Raw genomic sequence first — 26,949 nt, 5'->3', positions numbered from 1 at the left:
TCGTGCGGGAACGGGTCGCGGGGGCTCAGGGCGCGGAACGGAGCCGGATGCTCGATGGCTGGCTGGCCGGGCTCCTTCCGCGGGGTGGCGGGATCGCGCTGGTGGCCGTGGGGGGCCTCGGCCGTGGCGAGATCCCGCCGTACCCCGACCTCGACCTGCTGCTCCTGCACGACGGCTGGCCCGGCATCGCGACCGTCGCCGACCAGCTCTGGTATCCGGTCTGGGCGGAGAAACTGCCCCTCGACCACGCCGTCCGCACCGTCGACGAGGCCCTCGCCGTCGCTGAACGCGACGTGAAGGCCGCGCTCGGCCTGCTCGACGCCCGGCACATCGCCGGCGATCCCGCGCTGACCGCCCGGCTGCGCGGGGCCGCCGCCGGCGACTGGCGGGCGCGGGCACCGAGGCGGCTCGCCGCGCTCCGCGAGCTCACCGAGCAGCGGTGGCGTGATCGCGGCGAGCTCGCGTTCCTCCTGGAAGGGGATCTGAAGGAGGCACGCGGCGGGCTGCGGGACGCGGTGGTCCTGCGCGGCATCGGATTCGCACAGATCACCATCCCCTCGCGTGCCGCAGCCCGCGCCGCCACCCGCCTGCGTGACGTCAGGGAGGCCCTGCACCACGCTGCGGGCCGCCGTTGCGACCGGATGCTCGCTGAGCTGCGAGATCCGGTCACCGCCCTTTTGGGGGTACCCGGCAGGGATGCCCTGCTCCGCCGCGTCTCCGACGACGCCCGGACAATCGCGTACGCGGCTGACGATGCCTGGCGGGCCGTCGCGCGGTGGGGGAGACCCGCTGTGGTGGAGCCGCGCCGGCCGCTCGCCGACGGGGTGGTCGAGTACGGCGGCGAGGTGTGCCTGGCCCGCTCTGCCAGCCGGCACGATCCGGTACTCGCGCTCCGCGTCGCCGCCGCAGCTGCCGTGCACGGGCTGCCGATCACCGCCTCGACGCTGGCCTGGCTGGCCGAGCACAGCCCGCCGCTGCCGGAACCGTGGCCGGAGGAGGCGCGGGCGGCGTTCCTGACGCTGCTCGGCGCGGGGGAGGGGCTGGTCGGCGCGTGGGAGGCGTGCGACAGGGCCGGGCTGGTGAGCCGGTGGCTGCCGGAGTGGGACAGGATCCGGTGCCTGCCGCAGTACGACGCCGTGCATCTGTACACAGTGGACCGTCACCTCGTGCAGGCCGCCGCCGAGTCGGCCCGCTCGGCCCGCGACGTGAACCGGCCGGACCTGCTGGCCCTCGGGGCCTTCCTGCACGACATCGGCAAGGGGCTCGGTGGTGACCACAGCCTGGCGGGGATCGGCCCGGCCCGGCGGATCTGCGCCCGGATCGGGCTGTCCGGCCGTGACGCTGACGTCACCGCCCGGCTCGTGGAGCACCATCTGCTGCTCGCGGACACCGCGACGCGGCGGGATCTGGGGGACCCGGCGACGGTGCCTCCGGTGGCTCACGCGGTACAGGATGAGGGGTTTCTCGATCTGCTCTGGGCACTGACCCTGGCGGACGCGGCGGCGACCGGGCCTCTTGCCTGGTCGGGCTGGAAGGACAAGCTGGTAGCGGAACTGGCTGGCCGGGTGCGGTCCTACCTGGACAGCGGACCTCTGCCCGCACCTGCCGCCGACCCGGCCCGCTTCGCCGGACCAGACGTGGAAATAGGCGCCGGCCGGGTCACCGTGCGGGCGGACGACCGGCCCGGGCTGCTCGCCGCGGTCTCCGGGGCCCTCGCCCGGCTCCGGCTGGACGTGCTGGCCGCCGACATCGCCAGCCGTGACGGCCGCGCACTGCTCGACTGCGAGATCCGGCCACGGTACGGCGATCCGCCAGACCCCGCGCTCGCCGCCACGACGCTCCGGCAGGCCATCGCGCAGCCGGGGCTCGCCGTGCCCGGGGTGCCCGGAGCGCGCCTGGTGTGGTGTGCGGACGCCACCGACGCGGAGATCCTGGAGGTCCGCGCCGCCGACGCGCCCGGCCTCCTGCACCGGATCGCCGCGGCGCTGGCCCGGGCCGGAGCGCAGGTCCGCTCGGCCCGGGTCGCGACGTACGGCGGCTCGGCCGTCGACGTGTTCTACCTGACCGGCCGCTACACCCGCGCCGCCGTCGAGTCCGAAATCGATGGCTGAGCCTGCTGCGGGATGCCGGACATCGGGAACGTCTGCCGGCGGAACAACCGCATCAGGCACAAGTTCTCGGCGATCGTCATCGACGCGTACGGCCCGTGGTGCTTGCTGCTCGTCTGCCCGGTGCGCAGCGCGTCCTCCGCGTTGGCGAGCGCGCCCCGGATCTCGGCCAGGTACACGCCCTCCAGGAAGCAGGGCGGCTCGTCGGCGGCGATGAGGGCCGCGCCGATCTCCCACAGTGTCCGGCGGACGTTCCCGGAGAGGAAGAGGTTACGGGCGGCGAGGGCGCGGGAGTACAGCCGGACGTAGAGGGTGAAGTGCGCCGGGTCGTCGAGGACCAGCGGCAGCACCCGGCCGTCGCCGAGGTCCACGTCGACCTCCTCCGGGTGCAGGCCCCGGTCGACGACCTCCTGGCAGACCTCGCGGACGTCGGTGCCCTTGATGACAGTCCTCATGCCGCGACCTTCGAGGTGACGCCCAGTACCCGGAGCAGGTTGCCGCCGAACAGATCGGGGAGGCGCTCAGGGGCCACGCCGGCCAGCGAGGCCATGATGCCCATCGCCTGGAGGGACACGGTGCTCGACGAGTACGGCTTGTCCGAGCCGTACATGACTCGGCCAGGGTCGACCTCGCGCAGCACCTGGAACAGGTCGTACATCCGGACGACGGACGTCTCGAAGTACACGTTCGGGTAGGGCTTGAGGACACTCAGCGCCCGGGGCATGTCGATGAACGACGCGTGCCCGAGGATCAGCTTCAGCTCCGGGTACGCCTCGGCCACCGCCGCCACGTCCTGCGAGATGGCCGGCATGCCGTAGCCGGTGTGCACGAGCACCGGCAGGCCGTCGTCAGCGGCGCGCTTGTAGATCCCCCGTACGACGCCGGCCGCGATGTCGAACTCCTGGGCGCGCGGGTGCAGCTTGACGCCCCGGTGACCACGGGCGAGGCACCGCTCGTACTCCGCCTCCCACGGCCCGTGCGGGTTGAGCCGCATGAACGGGACCAGCCGGTCGGAGTACGGCAGGCACGCGTCCCAGATCCGCTGGTTCGGCACGCCGAAGTCCTCGCCCTGGTCCGGGTCGTTGAACGGGAACACGACGGCCCCTGCCACGTCGAACCGGGCCAGGTCGGCCAGCAGCGCCTCGGCGGTGAGCGTCTTGCCGTCCGTGTCGGTACCCAGGTGGGTGTGCGCGTCCCAGATCGGCGAGCTCTCCACAGCCGAAGCGGTGACCTGGCTCAGGTACTCGTAGGAGTCCAGCGCCATGCCGCCCTTGGGGATGGCGCGCAGGTCGAAGTACCGCTCGTACGGGATGTGCATCGGAACATTATTAGCTACGTCACACCGCACTCCCGCCTGGCCCTCGCGCGCGTTTTGCCCGGATTCGGTACGGGCCGGACGGAGCCGGGATGCACGGTTCGGCCAAAACCCGTCAGGCGGAACGGGACGGGTAAGCTGGACCGGCGCGCACCCCAGCCCCAGCAAGAAGGATCCTGACGTGTTCGACACGCTCTCCGACCGGCTTTCCGGCATCTTCGCCCAGCTCAAGGGCAAGGGCCGGCTCAGCGACGCCGACATCGACCGCACAGCCCGGGAAATCCGGATGGCGCTCCTCGAGGCGGACGTCGCGCTGCCGGTGGTGAAGGCGTTCATCCACCAGATCAAGGAACGCTGCCGGGGCACGGAGGTGTCCAAGGCCCTCAACCCGGCGCAGCAGGTCATCAAGATCGTGCACGAGGAGCTGATCTCGGTCCTCGGCGGCGAGGCGCGGCGGCTCCAGTTCGCCAAGCACCCCCCGACGGTCATCATGCTGGCCGGTCTCCAGGGTGCCGGTAAGACCACGCTCGGCGGCAAGCTCGCCCTGCACCTCAAGGAGCAGGGCCACCAGCCGATGCTGGTCGCCGCGGACCTCCAGCGGCCCAACGCCGTCCAGCAGCTCCAGGTGCTCGGCGAGCGGGCAGGCGTCGAGGTCTACGCCCCGGAGCCCGGCAGCGGCGTCGGCGACCCGGTGCAGGTCGCGAAGAACGCGATCGAGCACGCCAAGCGGCAGATGCGCGACATCGTCATCATCGACACCGCCGGCCGCCTCGGCATCGACGCCGAGATGATGGCCCAGGCCGCCGCGATCCGCGACGTGACCAGCCCGGACGAGGTCCTGTTCGTCATCGACGCGATGGTCGGCCAGGACGCGGTCAGCACCGCAGAGGCGTTCCGCGACGGCGTCGGGATCACCGGTGTCGTGCTGTCCAAGCTGGACGGTGACGCCCGTGGTGGTGCCGCGCTGTCCGTCCGCCAGGTCACCGGCCAGCCGATCATGTTCGCCTCGACCGGCGAGAAGCTGGAGGACTTCGACGTCTTCCACCCGGACCGGATGGCCTCCCGCATCCTCGGCATGGGCGACGTGCTCACCCTGATCGAGCAGGCGGAGAAGGTCTTCGAGGACGACCAGAAGGAGAAGATGGCCGCCAAGCTCATGGGCGGCATGAACTTCACCCTCGAAGACTTCCTCGACCAGCTCCTCGCGGTCCGCCGGATGGGCCCCATCTCCAACCTGCTGTCGATGATGCCCGGCATGAACCAGATGAAGGACCAGATCGCCGAGGTCGACGACAAGCACCTCGACAAGGTCACCGCGATCATCAGGTCGATGACCCCCGGCGAGCGCACCGACCCGAAGGTGCTCAACGCCTCCCGCCGGACCCGGATCGCCAACGGCTCCGGCACCACCGTCACGGACGTGAACCAGCTGATCACCCGGTTCTCCGAGGCGCAGAAGATGATGAAGCAGATGGGCGGCATGATGGGCCTGCCCGGCCGCGGCAAGGCCAGCTTCACCAAGTCCCAGAAGAACAAGCGCAAGGACGGTAAGAAGAAGAGCGGCGGCGCTTCGGGTGCCCGTGCGCGTGGCGGCATGCCGACGCTGCCGCCGGGTCTGCCTCCGCAGCTTCCGCCGGGTGCTGGCGCGGGTGGTGCCGGTGACGGTCTTCCGCCTGGTTTCAAGCTGCCCAGTATCGACTTCTCGAAGTTCAAGAAGGACAAGTAGCTTCTTGGCCTGTGGGGCTGCCGGCGTGGGTTTGCCCTCATAAGGACTCTTCTCACTTCAAGAGCCTCATTTTGTACCGGGGACGGCGCGGATCACTTCGCGTCGTCCCTGACTCGTTCCCAGACCCAGCCTGGTAGAAAAGCGCTATGACCGATGGTGTGGCGGTTCTGCATGTCCGCGGGGTGGTGCTTCCCGGCGACGAGGTCCGTGACCTGTGGCTGACGGGTGACCGGGTCACCTACGAGCCTGTTCCGGGAGCCACCACTGTGGCCGATGGCGGGTACGTCATCCCGGGGCTTGTCGACGCCCACTGCCACATCGGCATCCGGCGGGGCGGCGAACCGATCTCCTCAGTGGACGAGGCCCGGGCGCTCGCCATGATCGACCGTGACGCCGGCGTGCTGGGTATCCGCGACGCCGGCTCGCCGTTCCCGTATCCGGAGCTCGACGAAGCCGACGATCTTCCGAGGCTCGCCCGGGCTGGCCGGCACCTGGCGCCTGTCCGCCGGTACCTGCGGGGGATCGGCGAGGAGCACGAGGCGGCCACGCTCGTCGACGCCGTCAAGCGGCAGGCGGCGGCTGGCAACGGCTGGGTGAAGCTCGTCGGCGACTGGATCGAGCGCTCGGCCGGCGACCTGGCGCCCGCCTGGGACGAGGCGACCATGAAGGCCGCGGTGGCAGCCGCACACGCCGCCGGGGTACGCGTCGCAGCCCACACGTTCGACGAGGAGGCCGTCCGGATCCTGGTCGAGGCCGGGGTCGACTCGGTGGAGCACGGGACGGGGCTGTCGGTGGACCTGATCGGGCAGATGGCGGCCCAGGGTACCGTCCTCATCCCGACGATGATCAACATTGAGACGTTCGAGGGGATCGCGGCGCAGGCCGACGGGAAGTTCCCCGGGTACGCCGCCCACATGCGGGCCCTCCAGCGCGGCTTCCCGGACGTGGTGGCCGCCGCGCACCAGGCCGGCGTGCCGATCTTCGTCGGCACCGACGCCGGCGGCGGCATCAACCACGGGCTCGCGGCCGAGGAGATGATCCTGCTCCACGAGCGGGCGGGCATCCCGGCCGCTGACGTGATCGCCTCCGCCTCCTGGAAGGCCCGCGAGTGGCTGGGCTTCGGGACCCTGACGGAAGGCGGCCCGGCCGACCTCGTCGTCTACCCGCGCGACCCCCGCACCGACCTCACCGTGGTCCGTGAACCAGCCCGGATCATCCTCCGGGGGCGCGTGATCCTCTAGTCTCCCCGGTGTGCTGCACCTCAGGATCATCACGCCGAACGGGGACCTCGACCAGGTCGTCGACGTACTCCGCGCGGACCCGGCCGTCACCCACCTCATCGTCCTGCCCGGCGCCGCCCGCGAGCCCGAGGGCGATGTCGTCCTCTGCGACGTGGCCCGCGAGGGCAGCAACGACGTCCTCGACGCCCTGCGCGCGCTCGGCATCGAGGAGAAGGGTTCCATCGCGATCGAGGGCGTCGACGTGATGCTGTCGGCGGCCGCCGACCAGGCGGCCGAGGCAGCCCCGGGGCTGGGGGCCGACGCGGTCGTCTGGGAGGAACTGGAGCACCGCACGGGCGAGGAAACCCACCTGTCCGTCACGTACCTGACCTTCTTCACCGTCGCCACGATCATCGCGGCGATCGGCGTGCTCCTCGACCAGCCGATCCTGATCGTGGGCGCGATGGTCGTCGGCCCGGAGTTCGGCCCGCTCGCGGCGTTGTGCATCGGGCTCGTCCGGCGCCGCGCCGACCTGATCCGGGGCTCGCTCGTCGCCCTGGCCGCCGGGTTCGCGGTGTCGATGGTGTTCGCGATGGCCGCCACCTGGGGGCTGGACGCCCTCGGGCTGGTCAGCAGGGACATGCTCCTCGCCGAACGCCCGCTGACCGGCTTCATCTGGCGGCCGGACGCGCTGAGCTGGATCGTCGGCTTCCTGGCCGGGGTGGCCGGGATGCTGTCGCTGACCTCGGCCAAGTCCGGGGCGCTCGTCGGCGTGCTGATCTCCGTGACGACCGTCCCGGCCGCAGCCAACGCCGCCGTCGCCCTGGCCTACCGGGCACCGGACGAGGCCGCCGGCTCCGCCGTCCAGCTCCTGATCAACCTGGCCGCGATCGTCACGGCCGGCGTGCTGACCCTCGCGGTCCAGAGCCTCCGTGGCTCCGGCCGCACGGCACAGCTCGCCCCGCGCGGGACCGCGAAGCAGGGCGCGCGGCGCGGGCGCGGGGCCGCGAGGTAGGGCGGGCGGCGAGGGCGCAGGCGGCGTACCTGGCACCGAGCCCGGGCCGGAAGCAGGCTGCCGGTAGGATCGGTCGTCATGGCGCGTGTGCTCACTCCCCGGGCGGAAGACTTCCCCCGCTGGTACCAGGACCTGATCTCCAAGGCCGAGCTGGCCGACAACGGGCCGGTGCGCGGCACGATGGTGATCCGACCGACGGCGTACGCGCTGTGGGAGAACATGGTGGCCGACCTCGACCGCCGGATCAAGGACACGGGCGCGCAGAACGCGTACTTCCCGCTGTTCATCCCCGAGAGCTACCTGACCCGCGAGGCCGAGCACGTCGAGGGCTTCAGCCCGGAGCTGGCCGTCGTCACGCACGGCGGCGGCAAGCAGCTGGAGGAGCCGGTCGTGGTCCGGCCGACCTCGGAGACGGTCATCGGCGAGTTCATGGCCAAGTGGACCCAGTCCTACCGTGACCTGCCGCTGCTGCTCAACCAGTGGGCCAACGTGGTCCGCTGGGAGATGCGGCCCCGGATCTTCCTCCGGACCAGCGAGTTCCTCTGGCAGGAGGGCCACACCGCCCACGCCGACGAGGAAGACGCCCGTACCTACGCCCGGCGCATCCTGCACGACGTCTACCAGGACTTCATGGAGTCGGAGCTGGCGATCCCCGTGCACGTGGGCCGCAAGACCGACCGGGAGCGGTTCGCCGGCGCGACCAGCACCTACCCGCTGGAAGCCATGATGGGCGACGGCAAGGCCCTCCAGCTCGGTACCAGCCACGAGCTGGGGCAGAACTTCGCCCGCGCGTTCAACATCGCCTTCTCCGGCAAGGACGGCGGCCAGGAGCTGGCGTGGACGACGTCGTGGGGCGTCACCACCCGCATGATCGGCGCGCTGATCATGGTGCACGGCGACGACAACGGCATGCGCGTCCCGCCGCGTCTCGCCCCGATCCAGGCGTACGTGATGGTGGTCAAGGACGGCGAGGGCATCCCGGCGACGGCGGCGCAGATCGTGGCCGACCTGAAGGCCGCAGGTGTCCGGGTGCAGCTCAACGACCGCACCGACACGCCGTTCGGCCGCCGTGCCGTCGACGCCGAGCTCAAGGGTTACCCGATCCGGATCGAGCTCGGCCCGCGTGACCTGGCCGAGGGCAACGTGACCCTGGCCCGCCGGATCGAGGGCACCAAGACGGCCGTCCCGGTGAACGGCGTCGTCAAGGCCGTCATCGAGGCCCTCGAAGCCGACCAGAAGGCCCTGTACGACGCGGCTCTCGCGCACCGCGAGGCCCGCACGTTCGAGGTGTCGACAGTGGACGAGGCGATCGAGGCCGCGGCGAACGGCTTCGCGAAGATCTCGTGGGACGCGGTCGGCGTCGAGGGCGAGGCGAAGGCCAACCAGTCGGCGGTCAGCGTCCGCTGCCTGGTCCGCGCCGACGGCTCCGTCCCGCTCAGCCAGGATGAACCGGGTCTCGTCGCCTACCTGGCGCGTTCTTACTAGGTTGTTACGGAAGGCGAGGTCCCGGGCTACGGGGCCTCGCCTTTTCCGTGCGCCGGTTACTGTGGGCCGATGTCTGATACGGAGATCCGGATCTGGTTCGGCGGGATGCTGTGCCAGGTGATTCCGGTACGGGTGGTCGAAGAGGACGAGAACGGCCGGCTGCTCGCCCTGGCCGGTGGTACGCGGCTGAAGCGGGTGAACCCGGGCCGCCCGATCCGCGAGATCCCGCGCGACGAGTGGCCCGAGGGCGGGTACCCGCTGGTGGACGATGTCTGGTTCGGCAACGGCATCCTCATGTGGCAGCCGAAGGGCGCCGGCCACGCGGTGTGGTGGTTCTACACGGACGCCGGTGACTTCGCCGGCTGGTACGTGAACCTGGAGACGCGCAGCGAGGGCGACGCCGTCATCGTCGACAAGGAACTCGACATCTGGGTCGAGCCGGACCGCTCGTGGGAGTGGAAGGACGAGGAGTCCTTCGCCGCGAAGACGGGCGATGTCCGGTTCTGGGACGCGGCGGAGGCCGCGGAGATCCGGGCGGAGGGCGAGCGGGTGGTCAAGCTGATCGAGGCGGGGGCTTTCCCCTTCGACGGCACGTGGTGCGGACTGCGGCCCTAGCTATGGCGTCCGTCCACACGGTACGTTCCCGCCATGATGAAGAAGATCGTCTCCTGCGTGGCGTCGGCTTCGCTGGTACTGGCGGCCGCCGTGCCCGCTGAGGCCGCCCCGCACCGGACGTACTCCTGGGAGCTGAACCCCACGGGCACCACGGCCCGGCTGCGTGGCCTGTCGGCCGTCAACCACCACATCGCCTGGACCTCCGGCTCGCAGGGCAAGATCCTGCGGACCACCGACGCCGGGCACACCTGGTCGAGCGTCGGGCCGTCCGGAGTGGACACGCTCCAGTTCCGGGACATCCAGGCGTTCAGCGCGAAGGAGGCCGTCGCGCTGTCGATCGGGCCGGGCGAGGACTCGCGGATCTACCGGACGGCCGACGCCGGCCGGACGTGGGCCGAGGCGTTCCGCAACACCGACCCGGACGCCTTCTACGACTGCATGGCGTTCAGCGGGAACAAGCTCGGGCTCGTCATGTCCGACCCGGTCGGCGGCAAGTTCCGCATCCAGGCCACCACGGACGGCGGCCGGACGTGGGAGCTGCGTGACCCGGCAGGGATGCCGCCGGCCCTGGCCAACGAGGCGGCGTTCGCCGCGAGCGGTACGTGCCTCGTGGCCCAGGGCGAGGACTGGTGGTTCGCGACCGGCGGCGGTACGGCGGCCCGCGTCTTCCACTCCCGCGACCACGGCCGGACGTGGACGGTGGCCGACACGCCGCTGCGCAGCCTGCCGTCGGCCGGAGTGTTCTCCCTGGCGTTCCGCAGCGCCACCGAGGGCATCGCGATCGGCGGGGACTTCGCCGACGAGAACCGGCCCGGCCAGCTGCTCGCGATCACCCGCGACGGCGGCGCCACGTGGACGGCGATCGAGGAGGGCGCCCCGCAGGGGTACCGCTCGGGCGCGGTGTGGACGGGCCGGGAGTACATCGCGGCCGGCCCGGCTGGCAGCGACTACTCCGCCGACGGGGTCACGTGGCACCGGTTCGACTCGGGCAGCTTCGACTCGGTCTCGGTCGCGGACGGCAAACACGTGTGGGCCTCGGGTGCCCAGGGCCGGGCGGCGAAGCTGGTGGTCCGCCACTAGGACTTTCCGTCCTCATGATCGTCTCCCGCCGTCGCCGGCCAGCATCGTGGGCCGGTGGCGGCGGGCGGCGGGGCCTGGTCCGGTGTACCAGGAAAAAGGGGTGGAAAAGTGGGACTGACCACCCGGAGCCGGCGGCACTCAGGCTGGTCTGGCAGAATGGGCGGCTGGTAACAGACCATGCCTGGCGCCCTCTAACCCCGGGTATTGGTCTCGTCCACCCGGTCAGGCAGCGCCAAACCCCACTGGCGTGCACCTGCCCACCCGAAGCTACCGCTCAGGAGCAGTAACACCGTGGCTGTCAAGATTCGTCTTCTGCGGATGGGCAAGATCCGCAACCCGCAGTACCGCATCGTCATCGCCGACTCGCGCACCAAGCGTGACGGCAAGGCGATCGAGTTCATCGGCCTGTACCACCCGAAGGAAGAGCCTTCGCTGATCCAGGTCAACTCGGAGCGGGCGCAGTACTGGCTGTCCGTTGGCGCCCAGCCGAGCGAGCCGGTGCTCGCCCTGCTGAAGCTGACCGGCGACTGGCAGAAGTTCAAGGGCCTTGAGGCTCCGGCCCCGCTGAAGGTCGCTGCCCCGCGCACCGACAAGAAGGCCGTGTACGAGGCCGAGTCGAAGGTCGCCGCGGGTCTCGCCGAGGCGCCGAAGACCGAGAAGAAGGCCCCGAAGAAGGCTGAGCCGAAGGCTGAAGAGGCCCCGGCCGCCACCGAGGTCAAGGCCGAGGAGCAGGCTGTTGCGGACGCAGGCGCGGACGCCTGACATGCTGCGCCCGGCGCTCGAGCACCTGGTCAAAGGCATCGTCGAGCACGCTGACGACGTCCGGGTACGGATGGTCGACTCGCGCAGGGGCGCACGCCTGGAGGTCCGGGTCCACCCTGACGACCTCGGCACCGTGATCGGCCGCGGCGGCCGGACCGCACGCGCGCTCCGGCAGGTCGTCGGCTCGATCGGCGGCCGTGGCGTACGGGTCGAGATCGTCGACGCGTACTAGAGTCAACATCCATGAGGCCCGCCCGATACTTACTCGGGCGGGCCTTCTGGCTTGCTGAGAGCCTGTGAGGTTCCTTCAGAGAGGAAAGCGATGCTGCTCATCGTCGGCCGGGTGATCCGGCCGCACGGGGTGCGGGGCGAGGTCGTGGTCGAACTGCGTACCGACGACCCGGCCAGCCGGTTCGTCCCCGGCACGGTGTTCGTCACCGACCCGCCTGACCACGGGCCGCTGACCCTGGAGTACGCCCGGCAGCACACCACCGCCGGCAAGGAGCGCCTCCTGTGCGCGCTGGAGGAGGTACCGGGGCGCGACGAGGCCGAGGACCTGCGCGGCGTGTTCCTGGGCGTGGAGGTCGACGAGATCGAGGATCTGGACGACCCGGACGAGTTCCACGACCACCAGCTGGTCGGCCTGGCCGTCATGGTGGACGGGGAGAAGGTCGGCGAGATCGTGCGGGTCGTGCACGGCCCGGCCCACGACCAGCTCGTCGTGCGCCGCCCGGGTGCCAGCGACGCGCTCGTGCCGTTCGTCACGGCGATCGTGCCGGAGGTGGACGTCAAGGGCGGCAAGATCATCGTTACCCCGCCGGGCGGGCTGTTCGACCTGTGAGAGCCGACGTCTTCTCGGTGTTCCCCGAGTACCTGGCCCCGCTGGAACTGTCGCTGATCGGCAAGGCGCGGACCACCGGCCTGCTGGACGTCCGGGTCACCGACCTCCGCGAGTTCACGAGCGACGTGCACCGGACCGTCGACGACACCCCGTACGGCGGCGGGCCCGGCATGGTGATGAAGCCCGAGCCGTGGGGCCAGGCCCTCGACTCGGTGCTGACCCCGTCGAGCCTCCTGCTGGTACCCAGCCCGGCGGGGCGGCCCTTCACCCAGGCGATGGCCCACGAGCTGGCCGCCGAGGAGCACCTGGTGTTCGCGTGCGGCCGGTACGAGGGCATCGACCAGCGCGTCCTGGAACACGCTGCGGGGACCAGCCGGGTACAGGAGGTCTCGCTCGGTGACTACGTGCTGTTCGGCGGGGAGGTGGCCGTCCTCGTCGTCCTGGAGGCCGTCGTCCGCCTGCTGCCCGGCGTGATCGGCAACGCCGACTCGCTGCTCGACGAGTCGCACGCCGCCGGGCTGCTGGAGGCCCCGATGTACACCAAGCCGGCCGAGTGGCGCGGTCATGGGGTACCCGAGATCCTCCGCTCAGGCGACCATGCGAAAATTGCTCGGTGGCGGCGTGATCAAGCGCTGTTACGCACGGCACAGCAGCGACCTGACCTGCTAGAACGTGTCGTGGACACGCTGGACAAGCGTGATCTGGCCTTCCTGGCCGATGCTGGATTTCAGGTATCAGACCTGGATGTGGCAGAGTAGTGGGGTTGCCTCTGGCAGCTCCCGATGTTTTGACCGACCTTGCGCGCTCCGGCGCGCCTTGAGCACGAGGGAAGCAGCAGCGATGAACACGCTGGACACCCTAGACGCCGCGTCCCGGCGTACCGACATCCCGGACTTCCGTGCCGGCGACACGCTCAAGGTGTCCGTTCGGGTCGTCGAGGGTAACCGCTCCCGGGTTCAGTCCTACCAGGGCGTCGTGATCGCCCGCCAGGGCTCTGGCCTGCGCGAGACCTTTGTTATCCGCAAGATCAGCTTCGGCGTTGGCGTGGAGCGTACGTTCCCGATCAACAGCCCGGTGATCGACAAGATCGAGGTGGTCAGCTACGGCGTCGTGCGCCGTGCCAAGCTGTACTACCTGCGTGACCTGCGCGGCAAGAAGGCGAAGATCAAGGAGCGTCGCGACCCGAAGCCGGTCGCGAACGCCGCCAGCTAAGGTCTTCGCGCTTCACTCCGAGTACCCTGGAACCTGCGGGTTCCAGGGTTCGCGGAGAACCTGAGCGTTCCAGCAGCCGCCCGGCCCCTGTGGGGTGCCCGGGCGGCTGCTGCTTTCTCGCGTCCTCTCTTCGCTGGGGCACGTGCGTGTCCGGGGTGAGGAAGCCCTGGTACCCGGCCCTGGCCGGCTGGCCGGTGATTCTCTAGGCTCTGCACTCGTGAGCGAGCCAGCCGACACCGCAGAGGGCCCCGCCGACCCGCAGGGGCGTGGCACCACCCGCCGGGCCAGCCTCCGGCAGCGGCTGAGGGACAAGCGCCGCGCGATGCCGTGGTGGCAGGAACTGCCGCTGCTGCTCGTGATCGCGCTGTGCCTGGCGATCCTGCTCCGCACGTTCTTCGTGCAGGCCTTCTACATCCCGTCCGGCTCGATGGAGGACACCCTCCAGGTCGGCGACAAGGTCCTGGTCAACAAGATTGTCTACGACTTCTGGAAGCCGGAGCGTGGCGAGATCGTCGTGTTCCGCGGCGACGGCAAGTGGGCACCAGAGGTCGTGAAGTCCGAGGAACCGGGCTTCTTCGGCCGGATCGGCCGCGGCTTCGGCGACCTGGTCGGCGTCAGCGAACCCGGCGAGAAGGACTTCATCAAGCGCATCATCGGCATCCCCGGCGACGTGGTCGCCTGCTGCGACGCCGAAGGCCGGGTCACCGTCAACGGCTTCCCGCTGAACGAGCCGTACGTCAAGAACAACTCCCTCCTCGAAGACCCCCAGCCGGGCCGCGAGTGCCGGTCCCGCAAGTTCGCCAAGGTGATCGTGCAGCCGGGCCACGTGTTCGTGATGGGCGACCACCGGGCCGTGTCGCAGGACTCCCGGTGCAACGGGCAGGTACCCATCAAGAGCATCATCGGCCGGGCGGGTGTTATCGCGCTCCCCGTGGGACGATGGGGTTCCCTGACCGTTCCGGATACCTTTGACGGAGTGCCCGTCGCCTGGGCGCGGAACCGGGAAGACGGACGGGGGCTCTGACACGTTATGGGATGGGGAACATTGGTGGTGTCGATGCGGGCGCACACGTGCCGGGGACGTAGGCTCCCTTGGTGATTGCCGAGGAGACCAGTAAGAAGAAACCGGGATCGTTCTGGCGCGAGCTGCCGTTCCTGCTGGTGGTGGCCGTCGTCGTGGCGCTGCTGGTCCGGGGGTTCGTCCTGCAGACGTTCTACATCCCCTCCGGGTCGATGGAGCGGACACTCGTCGAGAACGACCGGGTGCTGGTCAACAAGCTGGTGTACGGCTTCCGTGCGCCCAAGCGCGGTGAGGTCATCGTCTTCGAGGCCCCGCAGGCCTGGCGGAGCAACCCGGACGAGAAGGACTTCATCAAGCGGGTGATCGGCGTCGGCGGCGACCACATCGTCTGCTGCGACGACAAGAACCGGCTCACCGTCAACGGATACCCGATCGACGAGACCTCCTACGTCTACGACGAGCCGGACCAGACCCGCGACGCCAGCCCCCAGACCTTCGACGTGGTCGTGCCCAAGGGCCGCCTGTGGGTGATGGGCGACCACCGTTACCACTCCGGTGACTCCCGCGAGCACTACCTCCAGGGCAACCGGAACACCGAAGGCGCCACAATTAGTGAGGACGCCGTCATCGGGCGGGCGTTCGTGCTGTTCTGGCCGTTCAGCCGCGCGACGTGGCTGTCGGTGCCCGACGTGTACGACAAGGTGCCGAACTCAGGACCATGATCTATCCGGCACGAGGGGTGATCCGCCGCGACGGCGGGCTGTACGCCCTGGAGAAGGCCCTGCGCCGCCGCGGGTTCGCCGCGGTGGCCGGGGCCGACGAGGCGGGCAGGGGTGCCTGCGCTGGCCCCCTGGTCGCCGCCGCGGTGATCCTCGGCCCGGCTGAGGTGCCGGAGCTGGCGGATTCCAAGCTGCTCACCCCGGCGGCCAGGGACCGGGTGTTCACCCAGGTCCTGCGCCGGGCGGCGGCCCACTCGATCGTGGTGATCGAGCCGGCCGAGATCGACCGTTACGGCCTGCACGTCTGCAACATCGCGGCGCTCCGGCGGGCGCTGGCCGCCCTGCCGGTCACCCCCGACTACGCCCTCACCGACGGGTTCAAGGTGGACGGGACGGGGCTGCCGGGCCTCGCGGTGTGGAAGGGCGACCAGTTCGCCGCGTGCGTCGCGGCGGCGAGTGTGCTCGCGAAGGTGACCAGGGACCGCCGGATGGCTGAGCTGGACGCCGGATATCCGGAGTACGGTTTCGGGGTGCACAAGGGCTACGTGACCGCCCAGCACAGCGCGGCGCTGGCCGAGCACGGCCCCTGCCCGGAACACCGCATGTCCTACCAGAACGTGGCGAGGGCTGCGGAGCGCCGGCCGGCGGGAAGCGTTCAGGGGACGCTCGTCTAGGTTCGTCTGGGCGGTTCCGGGTTCGTCTGGGGCGGCGTGCCGGCGTGGCGGCGAGGGGCGGCGCGGGTTCGGGGGGTGGAGTGAGCGAGAATGCAGGCATGGACGGCGGTGGGCGATGAGCGCTGAGGATCTCGAGAAGTACGAGACCGAGATGGAGCTGCAGCTCTACCGGGAGTACCGCGACATCGTCCGCCAGTTCTCGTACGTGGTGGAGACCGAGCGGCGGTTCTACCTCGCCAACCAGGTGGACCTGAGGGTCCGCAACGGCGACGGCGAGGTGTACTTCGAGGTGGAGATGCATGACGCCTGGGTCTGGGACATGTACCGGCCCGCGCGTTTCGTGAAGAATGTCCGGGTGGTCACGTTCAAGGACGTGAACATCGAGGAACTCGAGAAGCCAGACATCTCCCTGCCGACGGACAACGGCTTCCAGAGCTGACGACCAGCGGCAAGGCTTGTTCAGGCCCGGCGGTCCCCTGACGGGGGCTGCCGGGCCTTTTTCTTCGGTACCGGGTTCCGGACACCGGTTTCTCTGGTACCGCGTGACGCTGCTCTGCCCGCCGGCCCTGTTGCCCGGTCCCCGGGCGTAAGCCGGCCGGGTTAGGCACCGGGGTGTTGAACGGTACTGGACGCCAGAGGGCTGTGATCGGTGTTGGCTTCCGGCCGTTGCCTGGGTCCGTGGGCCCGTGGGTCGGTGTGTGTGCGGGGCCGCGCTTGTGGCCGAGCAGGTGTCGTCTGCTCCGGCTGGGTTTGGCTGCGCCAATCGCGATCATGGGCTGACCAGGCGCGCGCCGCGCGACGTTGTCCACACCCCGCTCCGTCGTCCACATAAGCATTCACCACTAGATGTAGTGCCGATCTAGAAACTTTGCACTAGATGTAGTGTGAGGTAGGTGCTTATCCAACTGAACAGGGGGCGAGGGTCGACATGCGGGACACGCTGATCACTCGAAGGGCTGTCCCCATGATCTACAGCATCCCGGTCGCGGACGCGATCGAGGAGTACACGTCGTCGTCGGTGTTCTCCCGGCTGTCGGACTCGACGCAGCGGCAGCGGCGGGCGACCCTGCAGCGCTTGCAGGCTGCCGCTGCTGGGCTGCGTACCGACGATCTGCGCGCCCGGCACATTGACTTGTGCTTGCAGGACATCGAGCAGGGAGACGCGCATCTCGGCGGGCGGCGCACGGGAAAGTCGCAGGCGTCGCTTAACAGCGACCGCGCCAGCCTGAGCATGTTCCTGGAGTGGGCGCGGGACCGGGCCTATGTGCTGCCTACGCTGACCGCGACCGCCGAGTTGAAGTACGCGAGGAAGGCTGTGGCGAACACGCTGCATCGTGTTCCGGCGGAGCGGCTGCCCGAGATGCTGGAGGCCGCTGGCCAGCGGCACCCGGTTGAGCGGATGGCGGCGGCGCTCGGGATCTACCTGGGGTGCCGTCCGGGTGAGGCGGTACTGCTGCGGATCGAGTCGGTGGACTTCGCAGCGATGGAAATTGAGCTGGTGTCCCCGAAGACCCAGAAGCGGGAACGCAAGCCCATCTGCGCTGAACTGCTGGAAGAACTGGTGACCTACTTCGGGTGGTACCGGCAGATGTCCGGCCGGACCCGGCTGGTTGCGGGCTGGTACCTGCTTCCGGCGCGGCTGCCCAGCGGATCGCCGGGCATGCCCCGGGGGCTTAGGAATGCGCCGGGCGTGATGCGGATGGTTCCACAGTGGCCGGTTGACCCTGAGAAGCCGCTGCGCAGGCAGACCATCGAACGCTCCATCAAGTTCGTGCTCAAGGCCCTCGGGTGGGAGCCTGGGGGCCTCAAGCAGGTTGGGGGTCACACCCTGCGCCGTTCGGCCGCAAAAGCGCTGTACGAGCGGCTGAGGGACAGCGGCACGGATGACGCGCTGGTGATGGTGCAGACGTTGCTGGGGCACGCGAACATCTCGACCACGATGGCGTACATCGGCGTTGACACCCACCGCGACAAGCTGCGCGCGCTGTTGCAGGGGCGGCGGATGTACGCCGAGCCTGAGCCGGCTGCACCGGCTGCTGGGGTCGTCGAGCTGGAGAGTCGCCGCCGGGGTAAGCGTTCAGCGGCGGCGTAGACGCGTAGGACTGGGTGAGGTGCCGTCGCCGTGACACCCCGGGGCGGCACCTCAGCTGTGTTTACGAGGCGAGGTCTTGGGGGGATACGACGAGCAGCCGGCGGCGGAGTTCCCACACGCGCCCACCGCAGTCGGTGCGGTACTGCTCGATAAGGCGGGTCAGCTTGTGCCGTTCGGGCAGGGTGAGGGTGTCGATGCGGTCGGTGAGGGTGCTGGGGAGCACGCCGAGGGCCTGTGCCTGTGCGGTGAGCCCGTCGCAGCTCACCATCGCAACGGCGAGGGTCTCGATGCTGATGAGGCTGGCCGAGGCGCGGCGCGCGATGTGCCGGTGGAGGCTGGGCAGCTTTGAGCCCATCAGTTCGACGCGCGCCTTGGCGTAGGCGATGGCGTCGCGGGTACGCACGGTGTCGCAGGTGTCGGGCAGAATGTATGCGTTCTCTTCGCGCGAGAACCAGCCGCGCGTGACGTTGCCGGACCACACGATCGGGTGGTGGGCGAGTGCTGCGCCGCGCAGCGGATCGTTACTGGTCGTGCTGTCCACCGTGTGTGCCTCCCCTACACCCGCTGGAGGTCCTGTTAGGTCAGTGACCGGCGGGTTTGCTCGTCTCCCCAGCGGTGGGGCCGGGTAGGGGGTTGATCCTAACCGCACTCTGTGACACGTGGGACTTCACAATTTGTGATTGCAAAGAGTGAACGATGTGGTTCGTGTGAATGCGTGGCAATGAGCGCCATTGAGCGCCAATGCTGTCACGGGATGTGGTGAACGTCACTGTGCGCGGCGTAGGTGGCGGACGCTTGCCGCGACCTGATCCGCTGTCTCCGGGGCTGGCTGCGCGGGGTCCTCGGTTTGCGGCGCAAACGGGGCGTAGATGATCGCCAGGGACGAGAGCACCAGGTCAATGATGGCCTGCCGGCTGGCTTCGGGGAGCTGGTCGGCTTCGGGAGGGATTTCCGCGCCGAACTGGGAAGCGGGCTGGCTGGCGGCGTCCATGTCGAATCCCAGCCCGACTGCGGTGGCTGAGACGACGAGACGTTGAGGTACCCGCAGGGCGCCGGCGATTCCGATCAGTGTGAGGGGCCGGGGGAACTCCGTGTTGGTGCCGGTCGTCAGGGTGTGCAGGGTAGTGGTGCCGATACCGATTCCGGCGGCGAGTGCCTTGGCGGTCCTGTCCCCTTTGTGTGCCCTGATCAAGGCTGACAAGGTCGGGGTGGGCTCGGCGGCAGCGATCTGGACCGGCGTGTGGGGCCGGGGGCGCGGGGGATGCCCGGCGAGGCTGACGAGTGACCAGATGGTGTCGAGGATGCTCCGCCGCAGCGGGTCGCGCAGCTCGTCGGACTCGGGGGGAAGTTCGTGCGCGAGGGTCAGGCGCGGGATCTCAATCAGGCCCATGTCTATGCCGAGCCCCTGGGCTATGGCCGCGATCAGCCCCGGCTCGGTAACGCGCAGGGCGGCGGCGAGAGGGCCGATGGTGGACCGCGAGGGAAACTCGGTGTTGGCCCCGCTCGCCAGGCTGAAGATCGCCGTGTGATGGATACCGACCTCATCGGCGAGAGCCTTGTACGAGCGCCCGGCGCGCTGGGCCTCGAAAACATCGGTGAACGTCAGCACGCGCGGCCTCCTCCCCTGAGCGGGTCGCATACCCGCTGGCCACCTGTGTTAGCGGCACTTAGCTAGAACTTAGCGTGCCCTCACAACACTTTCCGAAGGTACCTTTTTTGCATCAGGCGCCAGGCTCTACAGAGAGGTTCCCCCGGGGGAGCTGGCTCATGCATGCTCCCAGGTCTCTAGAACGCCTGCACTAAACCTTTCGGTCGCATCGCACCATGCGTCGGCTGAAACAGTTGACGGTTCGATCATGCGAACGTAGGTTCGATGAATCACCCGCTGTGATCGTCCCTTGAGAACTCCAGAGTGCCACCAAGCTTTACAAGCCCCGCCGCCTTGTGCAGCCGGGGTGGCCCCCGCCTGGCCGAGCCGGCAGCCCGTGCGAGACGGGCCGGGGTGCGCTGTCCGCCGGGTCCCCGCCCGGCTTTTTCTCGGCCCGCAGGTCTCGGTTAGAACCAACGGGCCATTTGATGGAGGTGAATCATGGCTGTTCCCTGTGCAGCTTCCGCTGCGACGCGCGGCGCTTGCCAGCGCAGTCCCGCCCGCCTTGCCCGCAAGCCTGGTGTGAGCGGCAGAGGTGGGGTCCGATGAGGACGAACGTGCTGACCGATGAGCGGGTCGCCGTGCTGCACGCCCTGCACGCCTACACGGCCGAGCGCGGATACCCGCCGAGCCTGCGGGACCTGGGCGAGGCAGTCGGCCTATCCGTCACCACCGTCAGCTACCACGTCGACCGCCTCGCCAGTGGCGGCCTGGTCGAGCACGTCCCCAGCCGCGCCCGCACGCTGCGGCTCACGCCCGCAGGGGCGGGGGTGGTCGCGTGAGTGAGCAGCCCGCGCCGGCCACGCTGGCCGTCGACGACCTGACTGCGACGCTGACGGCGTTCCGCCAGCTCGACGCCGAGGCCCGCCGCTGGGCCGCAGCCCGTGACGAGCTGCGCCGCGTGATCGAGGCGAGGCTCGGCGAGGCTGAGGCCGGAACCGTCGCCGGCCGGGTCGCCGTGCGGTTCTCCACCTACACGGACCGGCGGGTCGACGCTTCCCGGCTGCGCAAGCTGGCCCCGGCCGCACTGGTCGCGGAGTGCACTGTCGAGACCGTCCGCCGCCGGTTCTCCCTCGTTGACGAGGCCGCCGCGTGAGCCGGCCCGGGACCTGGCGGGACTACACGGGACCACGTCAGCCAACTACCGCCACCGCCTTGGCCCGGGGACGGTGAGGCCATGACGATCATGATCGGGGCTGGTCGCAGCGGTGACCGTTGCGGGTCGCAACGGGTCGCAACCTGCCGGTGCACACCGGGCCGGCGGCAGCGTGAAGCCCATGACCACCGAGACGTTCGCTCTGTTCAGCCGGGGGCGGGTCCCCTCGTGCCCCCTGCTGCCCCCTGCCGTGGCGTCGAGCTGGCCGGGACGGTGGGGTCATGATCTTCAACGCCCCCTCAGGCTCGTCCGGCCTCGCGCAGTCCCTTCAGGACGTTGTGCGGGCTGCCGCCGCCGGTGCCCCGCGCAGCCGTCAGCGGCGCATCGGACCCAGCTCTGTCGGGCACCCCTGCGGGCGGCGAGTCGCGTACGAGGCTGCCGGGGTCGAACCCGTCAACAGCGGCGGCGACCCGTGGCCCAGCATCATCGGGACCGCCGGGCACGACTGGCTGGCCCGCGCTTTCCGCGCCCACAACGCTGCCCTCGGGCGGGAGCGGTGGCTCGTCGAGCGGCGGGTCCGTATCACCGACACCCTGACCGGGACCGGCGACCTGTACGACACCGACACGGCCACGCTGATCGACCACAAGATCCTCGGCGCGGACAGCCTCAAGGCCATCAAGCGCGACGGCCCTGGCGACCAGTACAGGGTGCAGGTGCAGCTCTATGGCTACGGGCTGGCCCGTGAGGGCATCTCCGTCGAGCGGGTCGCCCTGGCCTGCTACCCCAGGTCGGGGTGGCTGAGCGGGCTGCACGTGTGGTCCGAGCCGTACGACCCGGCTGTTGCCGAGGACGCCCTCGCCCGCCTGTCCGGCCTCGGTGCACTGGCCCGGCTGCTCGATCTCGACGCGCACCCCGAGCGGTGGGCGCTGCTGCCCGACGCGCCTGCGGCTACCTGCACGTGGTGCCCGGCGTGGCGGCCCGGCTCCGGCCCCGCTGACGCCCACGGCTGCCCTGGCGCTCTGGCTGCCTGATCTGCGCGGCGTTGGCTGCAAATCCCTACCCACAAAGGAGTTCGCACATGTTCGCAGCACCATCAGCGGGGGGCGAAAAAGCCCCGATGCGTGATCTGGTCGGCCGGCTGCTGATCGTCAGGCCCACGGAGTATGTCGAGAAGATCGCGACGACCTTCGGGGAGAAGGACGCGATCAAGGTCGACTTTGCTGACCTCGACAGCCCTGACCCGGTCACCGGCCTGCCTGGCGTGATCGCCCGGGATGTCTTGTGGTTCAACGGGCCTACGGTCGGCAGCCTCAAGCGCCAGCTCGGCGATCTGGTTCTCGGGCGGGTCGTCATGACGCCGCCGCAGCCCGGCAAGCAGCCCGGGTACGCCCTCGCGGACGCCACCGGCGATGCGGCAGCCGTATCCCGCGCGGAGGCGTGGATCGCGTCAAACCCGACGTTCGCCCGCACCGTCGCGGCCCCGGCCAGCCCGCCGCCCGCCGTTCCCGTTCCGGCTGCCGCTCCGGCCGCAGCGGCGGGCGGGATTCCCGAGGCCCTGCTCGCGCAGCTCGGACCCGAGGCGCGTGCCCTCGCCGAGCAGCTCGCAGCGCAGCAGCGCGCCCAGTAGCCCGGCCCGTTCGCGTCGTCCATCGGTCTACGGGGGCCGGTGGGCGGTGCCATCTGGCCGAGCGCCGCACAGACAGACCAGCACAACCCTGGGGAGGGGCCACAGTGTTCGATCGCGCAGTCGTCGCCAACTGGTTCGACCTGATGTACAGCGAGACGCCCGGCCTGCTCAACATCGTTGCCACTGACAATTGGCAGGGCAAGGTGTACGCGCCCGATCAGCTCGACCAGGCCGTCGACTACGTCGCCCAGCTCGACGCCGAGGGCTGCCAGGGCATCTACGCCCGAATGACCACCCTGACCGAACGTCCCCGCTCCGGCCGGGGCGGCGCCGAGCTGTCGCTCGCGTTCCCGGGCCTGTGGGCCGACATCGACATCAACGGTCCCGGGCACGCCACCACCCCCATCCCGCTGCCCCCGGACCCCGAGGCCGCCGCCCAGATCGCCGCCGCCGCCGGCTTGCCCGAGCCATCGATGTGGATCCACTCCGGCGGTGGCGTCTACCCACTGTGGCTGCTCGACGTGCCGCACGTCATTGACGGGGACCTCGAACAGGTCGCCGCCCTATCAGCAGGCTGGCAGCAGGCCATCGGTGCGGCAGCCGAGCGGCTCGGCTGGCACTACGGCACCGGCGTAGGGGACCTGGCGCGGGTGCTGCGCATCCCCGGCACCGTCAACCGCAAAGAGGGCCTCCAGCGTCCGTGCAGGCTGCTGCGGGCCGATGGGGTGTCGTTCACCCTGCCCGAGCTGTACGCCGCCCTGGAAGCTGCTCAGGCCGCCCAGCCCGCACCCGCGCCGCTGGCTCCGAGCCTTCCGGCCCCGGAACCGCGTGCTGCCGGTCCCGCTGGTGACGGCACCCCGTTCGACGCCCTCGCTGCCGGCTGCACCTGGGCCGACATCCTCGCCCCATCCGGATGGACCCTGGTGGGCCGGGAGCGGGACGGCGCGGAACTGTGGCGGCGTCCCGGCGACCCGTCCTCTGCGTACTCCGCCCGAGCGGGGCACGGCGGAACCCCGACGCTCGTCGTGCACAGCGACGCCGCCGGGCTGCCCAGCGGCCCGGGGCAGAAACTCACGATGGGCCGCGTCTTCGCGCACCTGCACCACGGCGGAGACGAGAAAGCGGCGGCCCGCGACATCGCCGCCGCAGCCGCAGGCAGCATCACCGCCAGCACCGCAGCCCGCGCGCTGCCCGCCGCCGTTCTGAACGCCGTAACCAGCAACCGCACCGCCCCGGCGCCGCTCGGGGTCCTCACCCCGCCCGCTTCGGCCACGCCGCCGAAGCTGGCTCTTGTCGCCCCCGCAGCCCCCAGCGACGGCCAGGTCGAGGACGAGCCGGAGCCGGTTCGTACCTGGGCGCCGGTCGACCTGACCGCGCACCTCGACGGCACGTTCGTGCCCGAGGCCGCCTCGCTGTTCCCCCGGGTCGACGGGCCTGCGCTGCTGTACCCGGGCCGGGTGCACTCGTTTCACGGTGAGTCCGAGTCGGGGAAAAGCCTTGTGGCGCAAGCAGAATGCGCCCGGCTGCTGACGCTGGGGCTGCCCGTGCTGTACCTCGATTTCGAGTCCGACGCCGCCGCGGTAGTCGCCAGGCTGCTCGAACTCGGGGCCGGCGTCGAGGACATCCGCCACAACTTCCGCTACGTCCGGCCCGAGTCCTCGCCCCGGGCCAACGTCCTCGAACACGAGGCTTGGGTTCGGTTGCTCATGGAACCGTGCGACCTGGCCATTGTGGACGGTGTCACGGACGCCCTCGGGCTGCACGGGGCCAGCTCCACCGACAACGACGACGTCAGCGCGTTCATGCGCGAGGTACCGCGCCAGATCGCCCGCCGCACCGGTGCCGCCGTCGTCCTCATCGACCACGTCAGCAAGGACAGCGAGAGCAGGGGCCGGTTCGCTATCGGCGGGCAGGCGAAGATGGCAGCCCTCGATGGGGCGGCCTACATGGTCGAGGTCGTCGAGGTACTCGGCCGTGGCCTGCTCGGCGCTGTGTCCCTGCGTGTCGCCAAGGACCGGCCCGGCGCGGTCCGCCCGCACTGCGGCCCGTGGCGCAAGACCGACCGCAGCCAGGAAGCGGCCCGGGTGGTCGTCGACTCCCGCACCCCGGGCCGCATCGCCGTCACCGTGGGGCCGCCGCAGAACGCCGCCCCGGGGACCTCGGGGGAGCGGGCCGAGTTCCGCCCGACCGCGCTCATGGACAAGGTCTCCAGGTACGTCGAGTTCGCGCCCGGGTCCATGAACGCCATCGAGTCCGGCGTCCCCGGCAACCGCGAAGCCAAGCGCAAAGCGGTCCGGCAGTTGGTCACCGAGGGTTACCTCACGGAGGCCGCCGGACCACGCGGGGCGCGGATCTTCACCTCGGCCCGGCCCTACCGCGAGGCCGACGACATCGGCAGCGATCGAGCCCTAACCCCTCTTGCGGCTGCTCTCGGGGCGACCTCGCCTGACCTCGCCCCACTTCGCCCATCCATCGACGGGGCGAGGTCGTCCGCGACTTCGCCCACCACCCCCCTCCCCTACGGGGGGTGGGCGAGGTCGGCGAGCCCCCAGGGCGAACAGAAAACACCTGACCTCGCCCAGCCCGCCAGGGCGAAGTCACCCCAGCCGCCCCAGCGCGCCGTGTGCCTCGGCTGCGGCGACCTTCTCGACCCGTGGCTCGCCGACCGGGGAGCCGTCACCCACGTCGGATGTGAAGGAGAGAACGCAGCGTGACCACCCACATGATCTCGACCCCAGCGCTCCCGCACACCTGCCCCCGCTGCCGGGTGCTGGTTCTGGCCGGTGTCGCCGAGGGCGTCCCCGTCCACGCCGACCCGCAGCCCGTCACCCCGGCCGGGGAACTGGACGCCGTGCTCGCAGGCCGCAGCACGTACAGCATCGTCGGCCGCGAGCTGGTCCGCCGCGACGCTGGCAGGGCGGCCAGCCTGAGCGGTGCCGTCGTGGTGGACCACCAGTGCGGGCAGCCCATCGCCGCCGGGCACCACGCCCCGGCCGTGCTGCCGGTACCGCAGCAGCGCCAGCCCCGGGAACTCGACCCGGACGCCACCCGGGTCCGTGGGCACCTCGTCCGCAACGGGCCGGACTACCTGTTCGGGGTGGCCGTCCGCCTCGGCATGAGCGTCGAGACCACCGAGGCCGCACTCCGCCGCCTGCTCGACGCCGGGCAGGTCGAGCGCGGCACCCAGATCCCGGCCCCGTGGCGGGCCGTCCCCGTCGACCAGATCCCACCCTTCTAAGGAGACCTTCAATGTCTGAGCTGCTGCTCGCCGTGTACGCCTACGGCAACCCCGCCCCGCAGGGATCACTGCGGCACGTCGGCGGGGGCCGCCTCATCGACTCGTCGCCCCGGCTGCGGCCGTGGCGGGCGACCGTCACCGCCGCCGCCCGCGCCGCCCTCGCCGTCACAGGGCAGACCACCCCGCACCTCGGGCCGGTGCAGGTGATGGCCGTGGCCACCATGCCCAAGCCCAAGAGCGCGCCGAAGAAAACCCGCACCTGGCCGAGCAAGCGGCCCGATGTCGACAAGCTCGGCCGTGCGCTGCTCGACGCCCTCACCGACGCGAAGGTCTGGGCCGACGACAGCCAGGTCGTCGAGCTGACGGCCACCAAGTGCTGGCCCGACGAGCACCCGCTCGCCCTGCCCATCCCGGGCGTCTACATCCAGATCTGGACGGTGACTGAGTGAAGACCCTGAACATGACGTTGTGCGAGTCGGCAGGCTGCCGCCGCGACCGTGAGGACAAGAGCCGCACGGACCCTCGCCCGGCTGCTGACGGGCTGCGCGTCTGCTGGGTGTGCCGCGACCGCCTCGGCGAGTACCTGGCCAGCCTGCCGGGGCTGGCCGCTGACTGCGAACAGGCCATGATCCGCGCGACCGGGCTGCACGACAAGGTGTCGGGCACCTCGGAGCCGGGGCTCCCGCTGAACCTTGCGGCCGGTGACGCCCGCGCCCAGCTCCTCGCTGTCCTCGCTGAGTGGGCCGGGATGGTCGCTGACGAGCGTGGTATCCGCCCGCCTGGGGCCTGGGGGCTGTGCGAGATGCCCCACGGGTTCATCGGGCCAGCCAACCGGGTCTACCGCTACCGCAGCGACGCTGTGGCCACTGCCGGGTACCTGCGCCGCCACCTGGACTGGCTGTGCGCGCACCCGGCGGCCGGGGACCTGTGCGCCGAGGTCGGCGACCTGGTTCACATCGCCGACAAGGCGGCGTACCCGGACCCGCCGCGCCGCCGGTTGCTGGGGCCGTGCGTGGTGGTCGGCTGCGGAGGGCTGATCACAGCGAACGTGTACCTGGACCGGCCCGAGCGGTCGGCGGTGGTGTGCGACGTGGAGCCCGAGGCCCACCGCTGGGGCCGCGACCGCTGGCACGAACTCAAGCCCGCCCGGACGGCGGTGGCCGCGTGACGAAGCGGTTCGGGCTGACGGCTGCCGACATCTCCAAGATCTACGGCCGTCCTATCGGGACGGTGTACCGGCTGGCCAGCGAACGCAACTGGGAGCGCTACCGCGAGGGCGGGAGGACGTTTTACGTGTTCGACGATCTGGAACACATGCTCGTAAGCAAGGCCACACCCAAGATCCATTGAGCCCTGACCAGCACCGAAGTACTGTCAAGTCAGAGTTGGTGCACTGCACCCGAGAGAGCCCCGGAGCCCAAGCGGCCCGGGGCTCTCGGCGTTCCCGAGCAC

Annotated in this window: 30 protein-coding genes; 26 read left to right on the top strand and 4 right to left on the bottom strand. The window is 70.4% G+C overall.

Annotated features, from left to right (window positions below; translation table 11 throughout):
• The first annotated feature begins 2 nt into the window (after positions 1-2).
• The gene (locus A3G1_RS0118605; protein ID WP_245563527.1) at positions 3-2,111 is read left to right on the top strand and encodes a [protein-PII] uridylyltransferase; all 2,109 of its coding nucleotides are present in this window, start codon (positions 3-5) and stop codon (positions 2,109-2,111) included.
• On the opposite strand, the gene A3G1_RS0118600 is transcribed toward A3G1_RS0118605, so the two are convergent.
• The gene (locus tag A3G1_RS0118600; protein WP_018350991.1) at positions 2,072-2,563 is read right to left on the bottom strand and encodes a hypothetical protein; all 492 of its coding nucleotides are present in this window, start codon (positions 2,561-2,563) and stop codon (positions 2,072-2,074) included. The genes A3G1_RS0118605 and A3G1_RS0118600 overlap by 40 nt on opposite strands.
• Positions 2,560-3,426: an amidohydrolase family protein gene (locus A3G1_RS0118595; RefSeq protein ID WP_018350990.1), complete on the bottom strand. Its 867-nt coding sequence runs from the start codon at positions 3,424-3,426 to the stop codon at positions 2,560-2,562. The genes A3G1_RS0118600 and A3G1_RS0118595 overlap by 4 nt, the downstream gene beginning before the upstream one ends.
• 178 nt (positions 3,427-3,604) lie before the next feature.
• On the opposite strand from A3G1_RS0118595, the gene ffh reads away from it, so the two are divergent.
• The 16 genes from ffh (at position 3,605) to A3G1_RS0118515 (ending at position 17,885) form a co-directional block, all read left to right on the top strand.
• Entirely contained in the window at positions 3,605-5,149 is a 1,545-nt protein-coding gene (gene ffh / locus A3G1_RS0118590; RefSeq protein ID WP_018350989.1) for a signal recognition particle protein, read from the top strand.
• A 146-nt stretch (positions 5,150-5,295) separates the two neighbouring features.
• Positions 5,296-6,390, top strand: a complete 1,095-nt coding sequence (locus A3G1_RS0118585; RefSeq protein WP_018350988.1) for an amidohydrolase family protein — start codon at positions 5,296-5,298, stop codon at positions 6,388-6,390.
• A 10-nt stretch (positions 6,391-6,400) separates the two neighbouring features.
• Entirely contained in the window at positions 6,401-7,384 is a 984-nt protein-coding gene (locus A3G1_RS0118580) for a DUF389 domain-containing protein (protein WP_018350987.1), read from the top strand.
• A 78-nt stretch (positions 7,385-7,462) separates the two neighbouring features.
• The gene (proS, locus tag A3G1_RS0118575; protein ID WP_018350986.1) at positions 7,463-8,869 is read left to right on the top strand and encodes a proline--tRNA ligase; all 1,407 of its coding nucleotides are present in this window, start codon (positions 7,463-7,465) and stop codon (positions 8,867-8,869) included.
• Between the two features lie 69 nt (positions 8,870-8,938).
• Complete coding sequence (locus A3G1_RS0118570) at positions 8,939-9,484, top strand: ribonuclease FAU-1 family protein (protein ID WP_018350985.1); 546 nt, start codon at positions 8,939-8,941, stop codon at positions 9,482-9,484.
• A gap of 33 nt (positions 9,485-9,517) precedes the next feature.
• On the top strand, positions 9,518-10,564 hold the full coding sequence (locus A3G1_RS0118565) for a WD40/YVTN/BNR-like repeat-containing protein (RefSeq protein WP_018350984.1): 1,047 nt from the start codon (positions 9,518-9,520) through the stop codon (positions 10,562-10,564).
• A gap of 291 nt (positions 10,565-10,855) precedes the next feature.
• Complete coding sequence (rpsP, locus tag A3G1_RS0118560) at positions 10,856-11,326, top strand: 30S ribosomal protein S16 (protein WP_018350983.1); 471 nt, start codon at positions 10,856-10,858, stop codon at positions 11,324-11,326.
• A gap of 1 nt (position 11,327) precedes the next feature.
• Entirely contained in the window at positions 11,328-11,558 is a 231-nt protein-coding gene (locus tag A3G1_RS0118555; RefSeq protein ID WP_018350982.1) for an RNA-binding protein, read from the top strand.
• Between the two features lie 93 nt (positions 11,559-11,651).
• Positions 11,652-12,167 carry a ribosome maturation factor RimM gene (gene rimM, locus A3G1_RS0118550; RefSeq protein ID WP_026212270.1) on the top strand — a complete coding sequence of 172 codons (516 nt, stop codon included), beginning with the start codon at positions 11,652-11,654 and terminating at the stop codon, positions 12,165-12,167.
• Positions 12,164-12,925, top strand: coding sequence for a tRNA (guanosine(37)-N1)-methyltransferase TrmD (gene trmD / locus A3G1_RS0118545; protein ID WP_018350980.1), 762 nt, complete (start codon positions 12,164-12,166; stop codon positions 12,923-12,925). The genes rimM and trmD overlap by 4 nt, the downstream gene beginning before the upstream one ends.
• A gap of 82 nt (positions 12,926-13,007) precedes the next feature.
• The gene (rplS, locus tag A3G1_RS0118540) at positions 13,008-13,379 is read left to right on the top strand and encodes a 50S ribosomal protein L19 (protein WP_018350979.1); all 372 of its coding nucleotides are present in this window, start codon (positions 13,008-13,010) and stop codon (positions 13,377-13,379) included.
• A 301-nt stretch (positions 13,380-13,680) separates the two neighbouring features.
• Complete coding sequence (lepB, locus tag A3G1_RS35535) at positions 13,681-14,403, top strand: signal peptidase I (RefSeq protein ID WP_245563537.1); 723 nt, start codon at positions 13,681-13,683, stop codon at positions 14,401-14,403.
• A 74-nt stretch (positions 14,404-14,477) separates the two neighbouring features.
• Positions 14,478-15,122 (top strand): signal peptidase I, encoded by a 645-nt coding sequence (lepB, locus tag A3G1_RS0118530; RefSeq protein WP_425411398.1) that lies wholly within the window; start codon positions 14,478-14,480, stop codon positions 15,120-15,122.
• Positions 15,119-15,793 (top strand): ribonuclease HII, encoded by a 675-nt coding sequence (locus tag A3G1_RS35530; protein WP_051110581.1) that lies wholly within the window; start codon positions 15,119-15,121, stop codon positions 15,791-15,793. Before lepB (A3G1_RS0118530) ends, A3G1_RS35530 begins: the two co-directional genes overlap by 4 nt.
• Before the next feature lie 115 nt (positions 15,794-15,908).
• Complete coding sequence (locus A3G1_RS0118520; RefSeq protein ID WP_018350975.1) at positions 15,909-16,232, top strand: DUF2469 domain-containing protein; 324 nt, start codon at positions 15,909-15,911, stop codon at positions 16,230-16,232.
• Between the two features lie 525 nt (positions 16,233-16,757).
• Complete coding sequence (locus A3G1_RS0118515; protein WP_245563526.1) at positions 16,758-17,885, top strand: tyrosine-type recombinase/integrase; 1,128 nt, start codon at positions 16,758-16,760, stop codon at positions 17,883-17,885.
• A gap of 61 nt (positions 17,886-17,946) precedes the next feature.
• Here A3G1_RS0118515 and A3G1_RS0118510 read toward each other — a convergent pair whose 3' ends face one another.
• Entirely contained in the window at positions 17,947-18,426 is a 480-nt protein-coding gene (locus A3G1_RS0118510) for a hypothetical protein (protein WP_018350973.1), read from the bottom strand.
• Positions 18,427-18,651: 225 nt separating this feature from the next.
• On the bottom strand, positions 18,652-19,494 hold the full coding sequence (locus A3G1_RS0118505) for a hypothetical protein (protein ID WP_018350972.1): 843 nt from the start codon (positions 19,492-19,494) through the stop codon (positions 18,652-18,654).
• A 584-nt stretch (positions 19,495-20,078) separates the two neighbouring features.
• On the opposite strand from A3G1_RS0118505, the gene A3G1_RS0118500 reads away from it, so the two are divergent.
• From A3G1_RS0118500 to A3G1_RS35500, 9 genes are all read left to right on the top strand, one after another.
• Positions 20,079-20,315 carry a LexA family protein gene (locus A3G1_RS0118500; protein WP_018350971.1) on the top strand — a complete coding sequence of 79 codons (237 nt, stop codon included), beginning with the start codon at positions 20,079-20,081 and terminating at the stop codon, positions 20,313-20,315.
• Positions 20,312-20,629 (top strand): hypothetical protein, encoded by a 318-nt coding sequence (locus A3G1_RS0118495; RefSeq protein WP_018350970.1) that lies wholly within the window; start codon positions 20,312-20,314, stop codon positions 20,627-20,629. Before A3G1_RS0118500 ends, A3G1_RS0118495 begins: the two co-directional genes overlap by 4 nt.
• A gap of 281 nt (positions 20,630-20,910) precedes the next feature.
• Positions 20,911-21,663 carry a hypothetical protein gene (locus A3G1_RS0118490; protein ID WP_018350969.1) on the top strand — a complete coding sequence of 251 codons (753 nt, stop codon included), beginning with the start codon at positions 20,911-20,913 and terminating at the stop codon, positions 21,661-21,663.
• A gap of 86 nt (positions 21,664-21,749) precedes the next feature.
• Positions 21,750-22,259, top strand: coding sequence for a hypothetical protein (locus A3G1_RS38730; protein ID WP_018350968.1), 510 nt, complete (start codon positions 21,750-21,752; stop codon positions 22,257-22,259).
• A 104-nt stretch (positions 22,260-22,363) separates the two neighbouring features.
• On the top strand, positions 22,364-24,973 hold the full coding sequence (locus A3G1_RS41810) for an AAA family ATPase (RefSeq protein ID WP_018350967.1): 2,610 nt from the start codon (positions 22,364-22,366) through the stop codon (positions 24,971-24,973).
• Positions 24,970-25,497, top strand: a complete 528-nt coding sequence (locus A3G1_RS38720) for a hypothetical protein (RefSeq protein WP_018350966.1) — start codon at positions 24,970-24,972, stop codon at positions 25,495-25,497. The genes A3G1_RS41810 and A3G1_RS38720 overlap by 4 nt, the downstream gene beginning before the upstream one ends.
• Before the next feature lie 11 nt (positions 25,498-25,508).
• Entirely contained in the window at positions 25,509-25,946 is a 438-nt protein-coding gene (locus A3G1_RS0118470; RefSeq protein ID WP_018350965.1) for a RusA family crossover junction endodeoxyribonuclease, read from the top strand.
• Positions 25,943-26,665 carry a hypothetical protein gene (locus A3G1_RS35505; RefSeq protein WP_018350964.1) on the top strand — a complete coding sequence of 241 codons (723 nt, stop codon included), beginning with the start codon at positions 25,943-25,945 and terminating at the stop codon, positions 26,663-26,665. The genes A3G1_RS0118470 and A3G1_RS35505 overlap by 4 nt, the downstream gene beginning before the upstream one ends.
• Positions 26,662-26,847, top strand: a complete 186-nt coding sequence (locus A3G1_RS35500) for a hypothetical protein (protein WP_018350963.1) — start codon at positions 26,662-26,664, stop codon at positions 26,845-26,847. Before A3G1_RS35505 ends, A3G1_RS35500 begins: the two co-directional genes overlap by 4 nt.
• Positions 26,848-26,949: the final 102 nt, after the last annotated feature.

The organism is Longispora albida DSM 44784 (genome assembly GCF_000379825.1).
Taxonomy (GTDB): domain Bacteria; phylum Actinomycetota; class Actinomycetes; order Mycobacteriales; family Micromonosporaceae; genus Longispora; species Longispora albida.
Note: the sequence above shows the minus strand (reverse complement) of the source record. Positions and strands in the feature narration are given on the sequence as shown.

Bases quoted from the DNA above. Each gene is read 5' to 3' on its own strand.
- A3G1_RS0118600 (WP_018350991.1), bottom strand. From the start codon at position 2,563: ATGAGGACTGTCATCAAGGGCACCGACGTCCGCGAGGTCTGCCAGGAG.
- A3G1_RS0118595 (WP_018350990.1), bottom strand. From the start codon at position 3,426: ATGCACATCCCGTACGAGCGGTACTTCGACCTGCGCGCCATCCCCAAG.
- A3G1_RS0118585 (WP_018350988.1), top strand. From the start codon at position 5,296: ATGACCGATGGTGTGGCGGTTCTGCATGTCCGCGGGGTGGTGCTTCCC.
- proS (WP_018350986.1), top strand. From the start codon at position 7,463: ATGGCGCGTGTGCTCACTCCCCGGGCGGAAGACTTCCCCCGCTGGTAC.
- A3G1_RS0118570 (WP_018350985.1), top strand. From the start codon at position 8,939: ATGTCTGATACGGAGATCCGGATCTGGTTCGGCGGGATGCTGTGCCAG.
- A3G1_RS0118565 (WP_018350984.1), top strand. From the start codon at position 9,518: ATGATGAAGAAGATCGTCTCCTGCGTGGCGTCGGCTTCGCTGGTACTG.
- A3G1_RS0118555 (WP_018350982.1), top strand. From the start codon at position 11,328: ATGCTGCGCCCGGCGCTCGAGCACCTGGTCAAAGGCATCGTCGAGCAC.
- rplS (WP_018350979.1), top strand. From the start codon at position 13,008: ATGAACACGCTGGACACCCTAGACGCCGCGTCCCGGCGTACCGACATC.
- A3G1_RS35530 (WP_051110581.1), top strand. From the start codon at position 15,119: ATGATCTATCCGGCACGAGGGGTGATCCGCCGCGACGGCGGGCTGTAC.
- A3G1_RS0118520 (WP_018350975.1), top strand. From the start codon at position 15,909: ATGAGCGCTGAGGATCTCGAGAAGTACGAGACCGAGATGGAGCTGCAG.
- A3G1_RS0118515 (WP_245563526.1), top strand. From the start codon at position 16,758: ATGATCTACAGCATCCCGGTCGCGGACGCGATCGAGGAGTACACGTCG.
- A3G1_RS0118500 (WP_018350971.1), top strand. From the start codon at position 20,079: ATGAGGACGAACGTGCTGACCGATGAGCGGGTCGCCGTGCTGCACGCC.
- A3G1_RS0118490 (WP_018350969.1), top strand. From the start codon at position 20,911: ATGATCTTCAACGCCCCCTCAGGCTCGTCCGGCCTCGCGCAGTCCCTT.
- A3G1_RS38730 (WP_018350968.1), top strand. From the start codon at position 21,750: ATGCGTGATCTGGTCGGCCGGCTGCTGATCGTCAGGCCCACGGAGTAT.
- A3G1_RS0118470 (WP_018350965.1), top strand. From the start codon at position 25,509: ATGTCTGAGCTGCTGCTCGCCGTGTACGCCTACGGCAACCCCGCCCCG.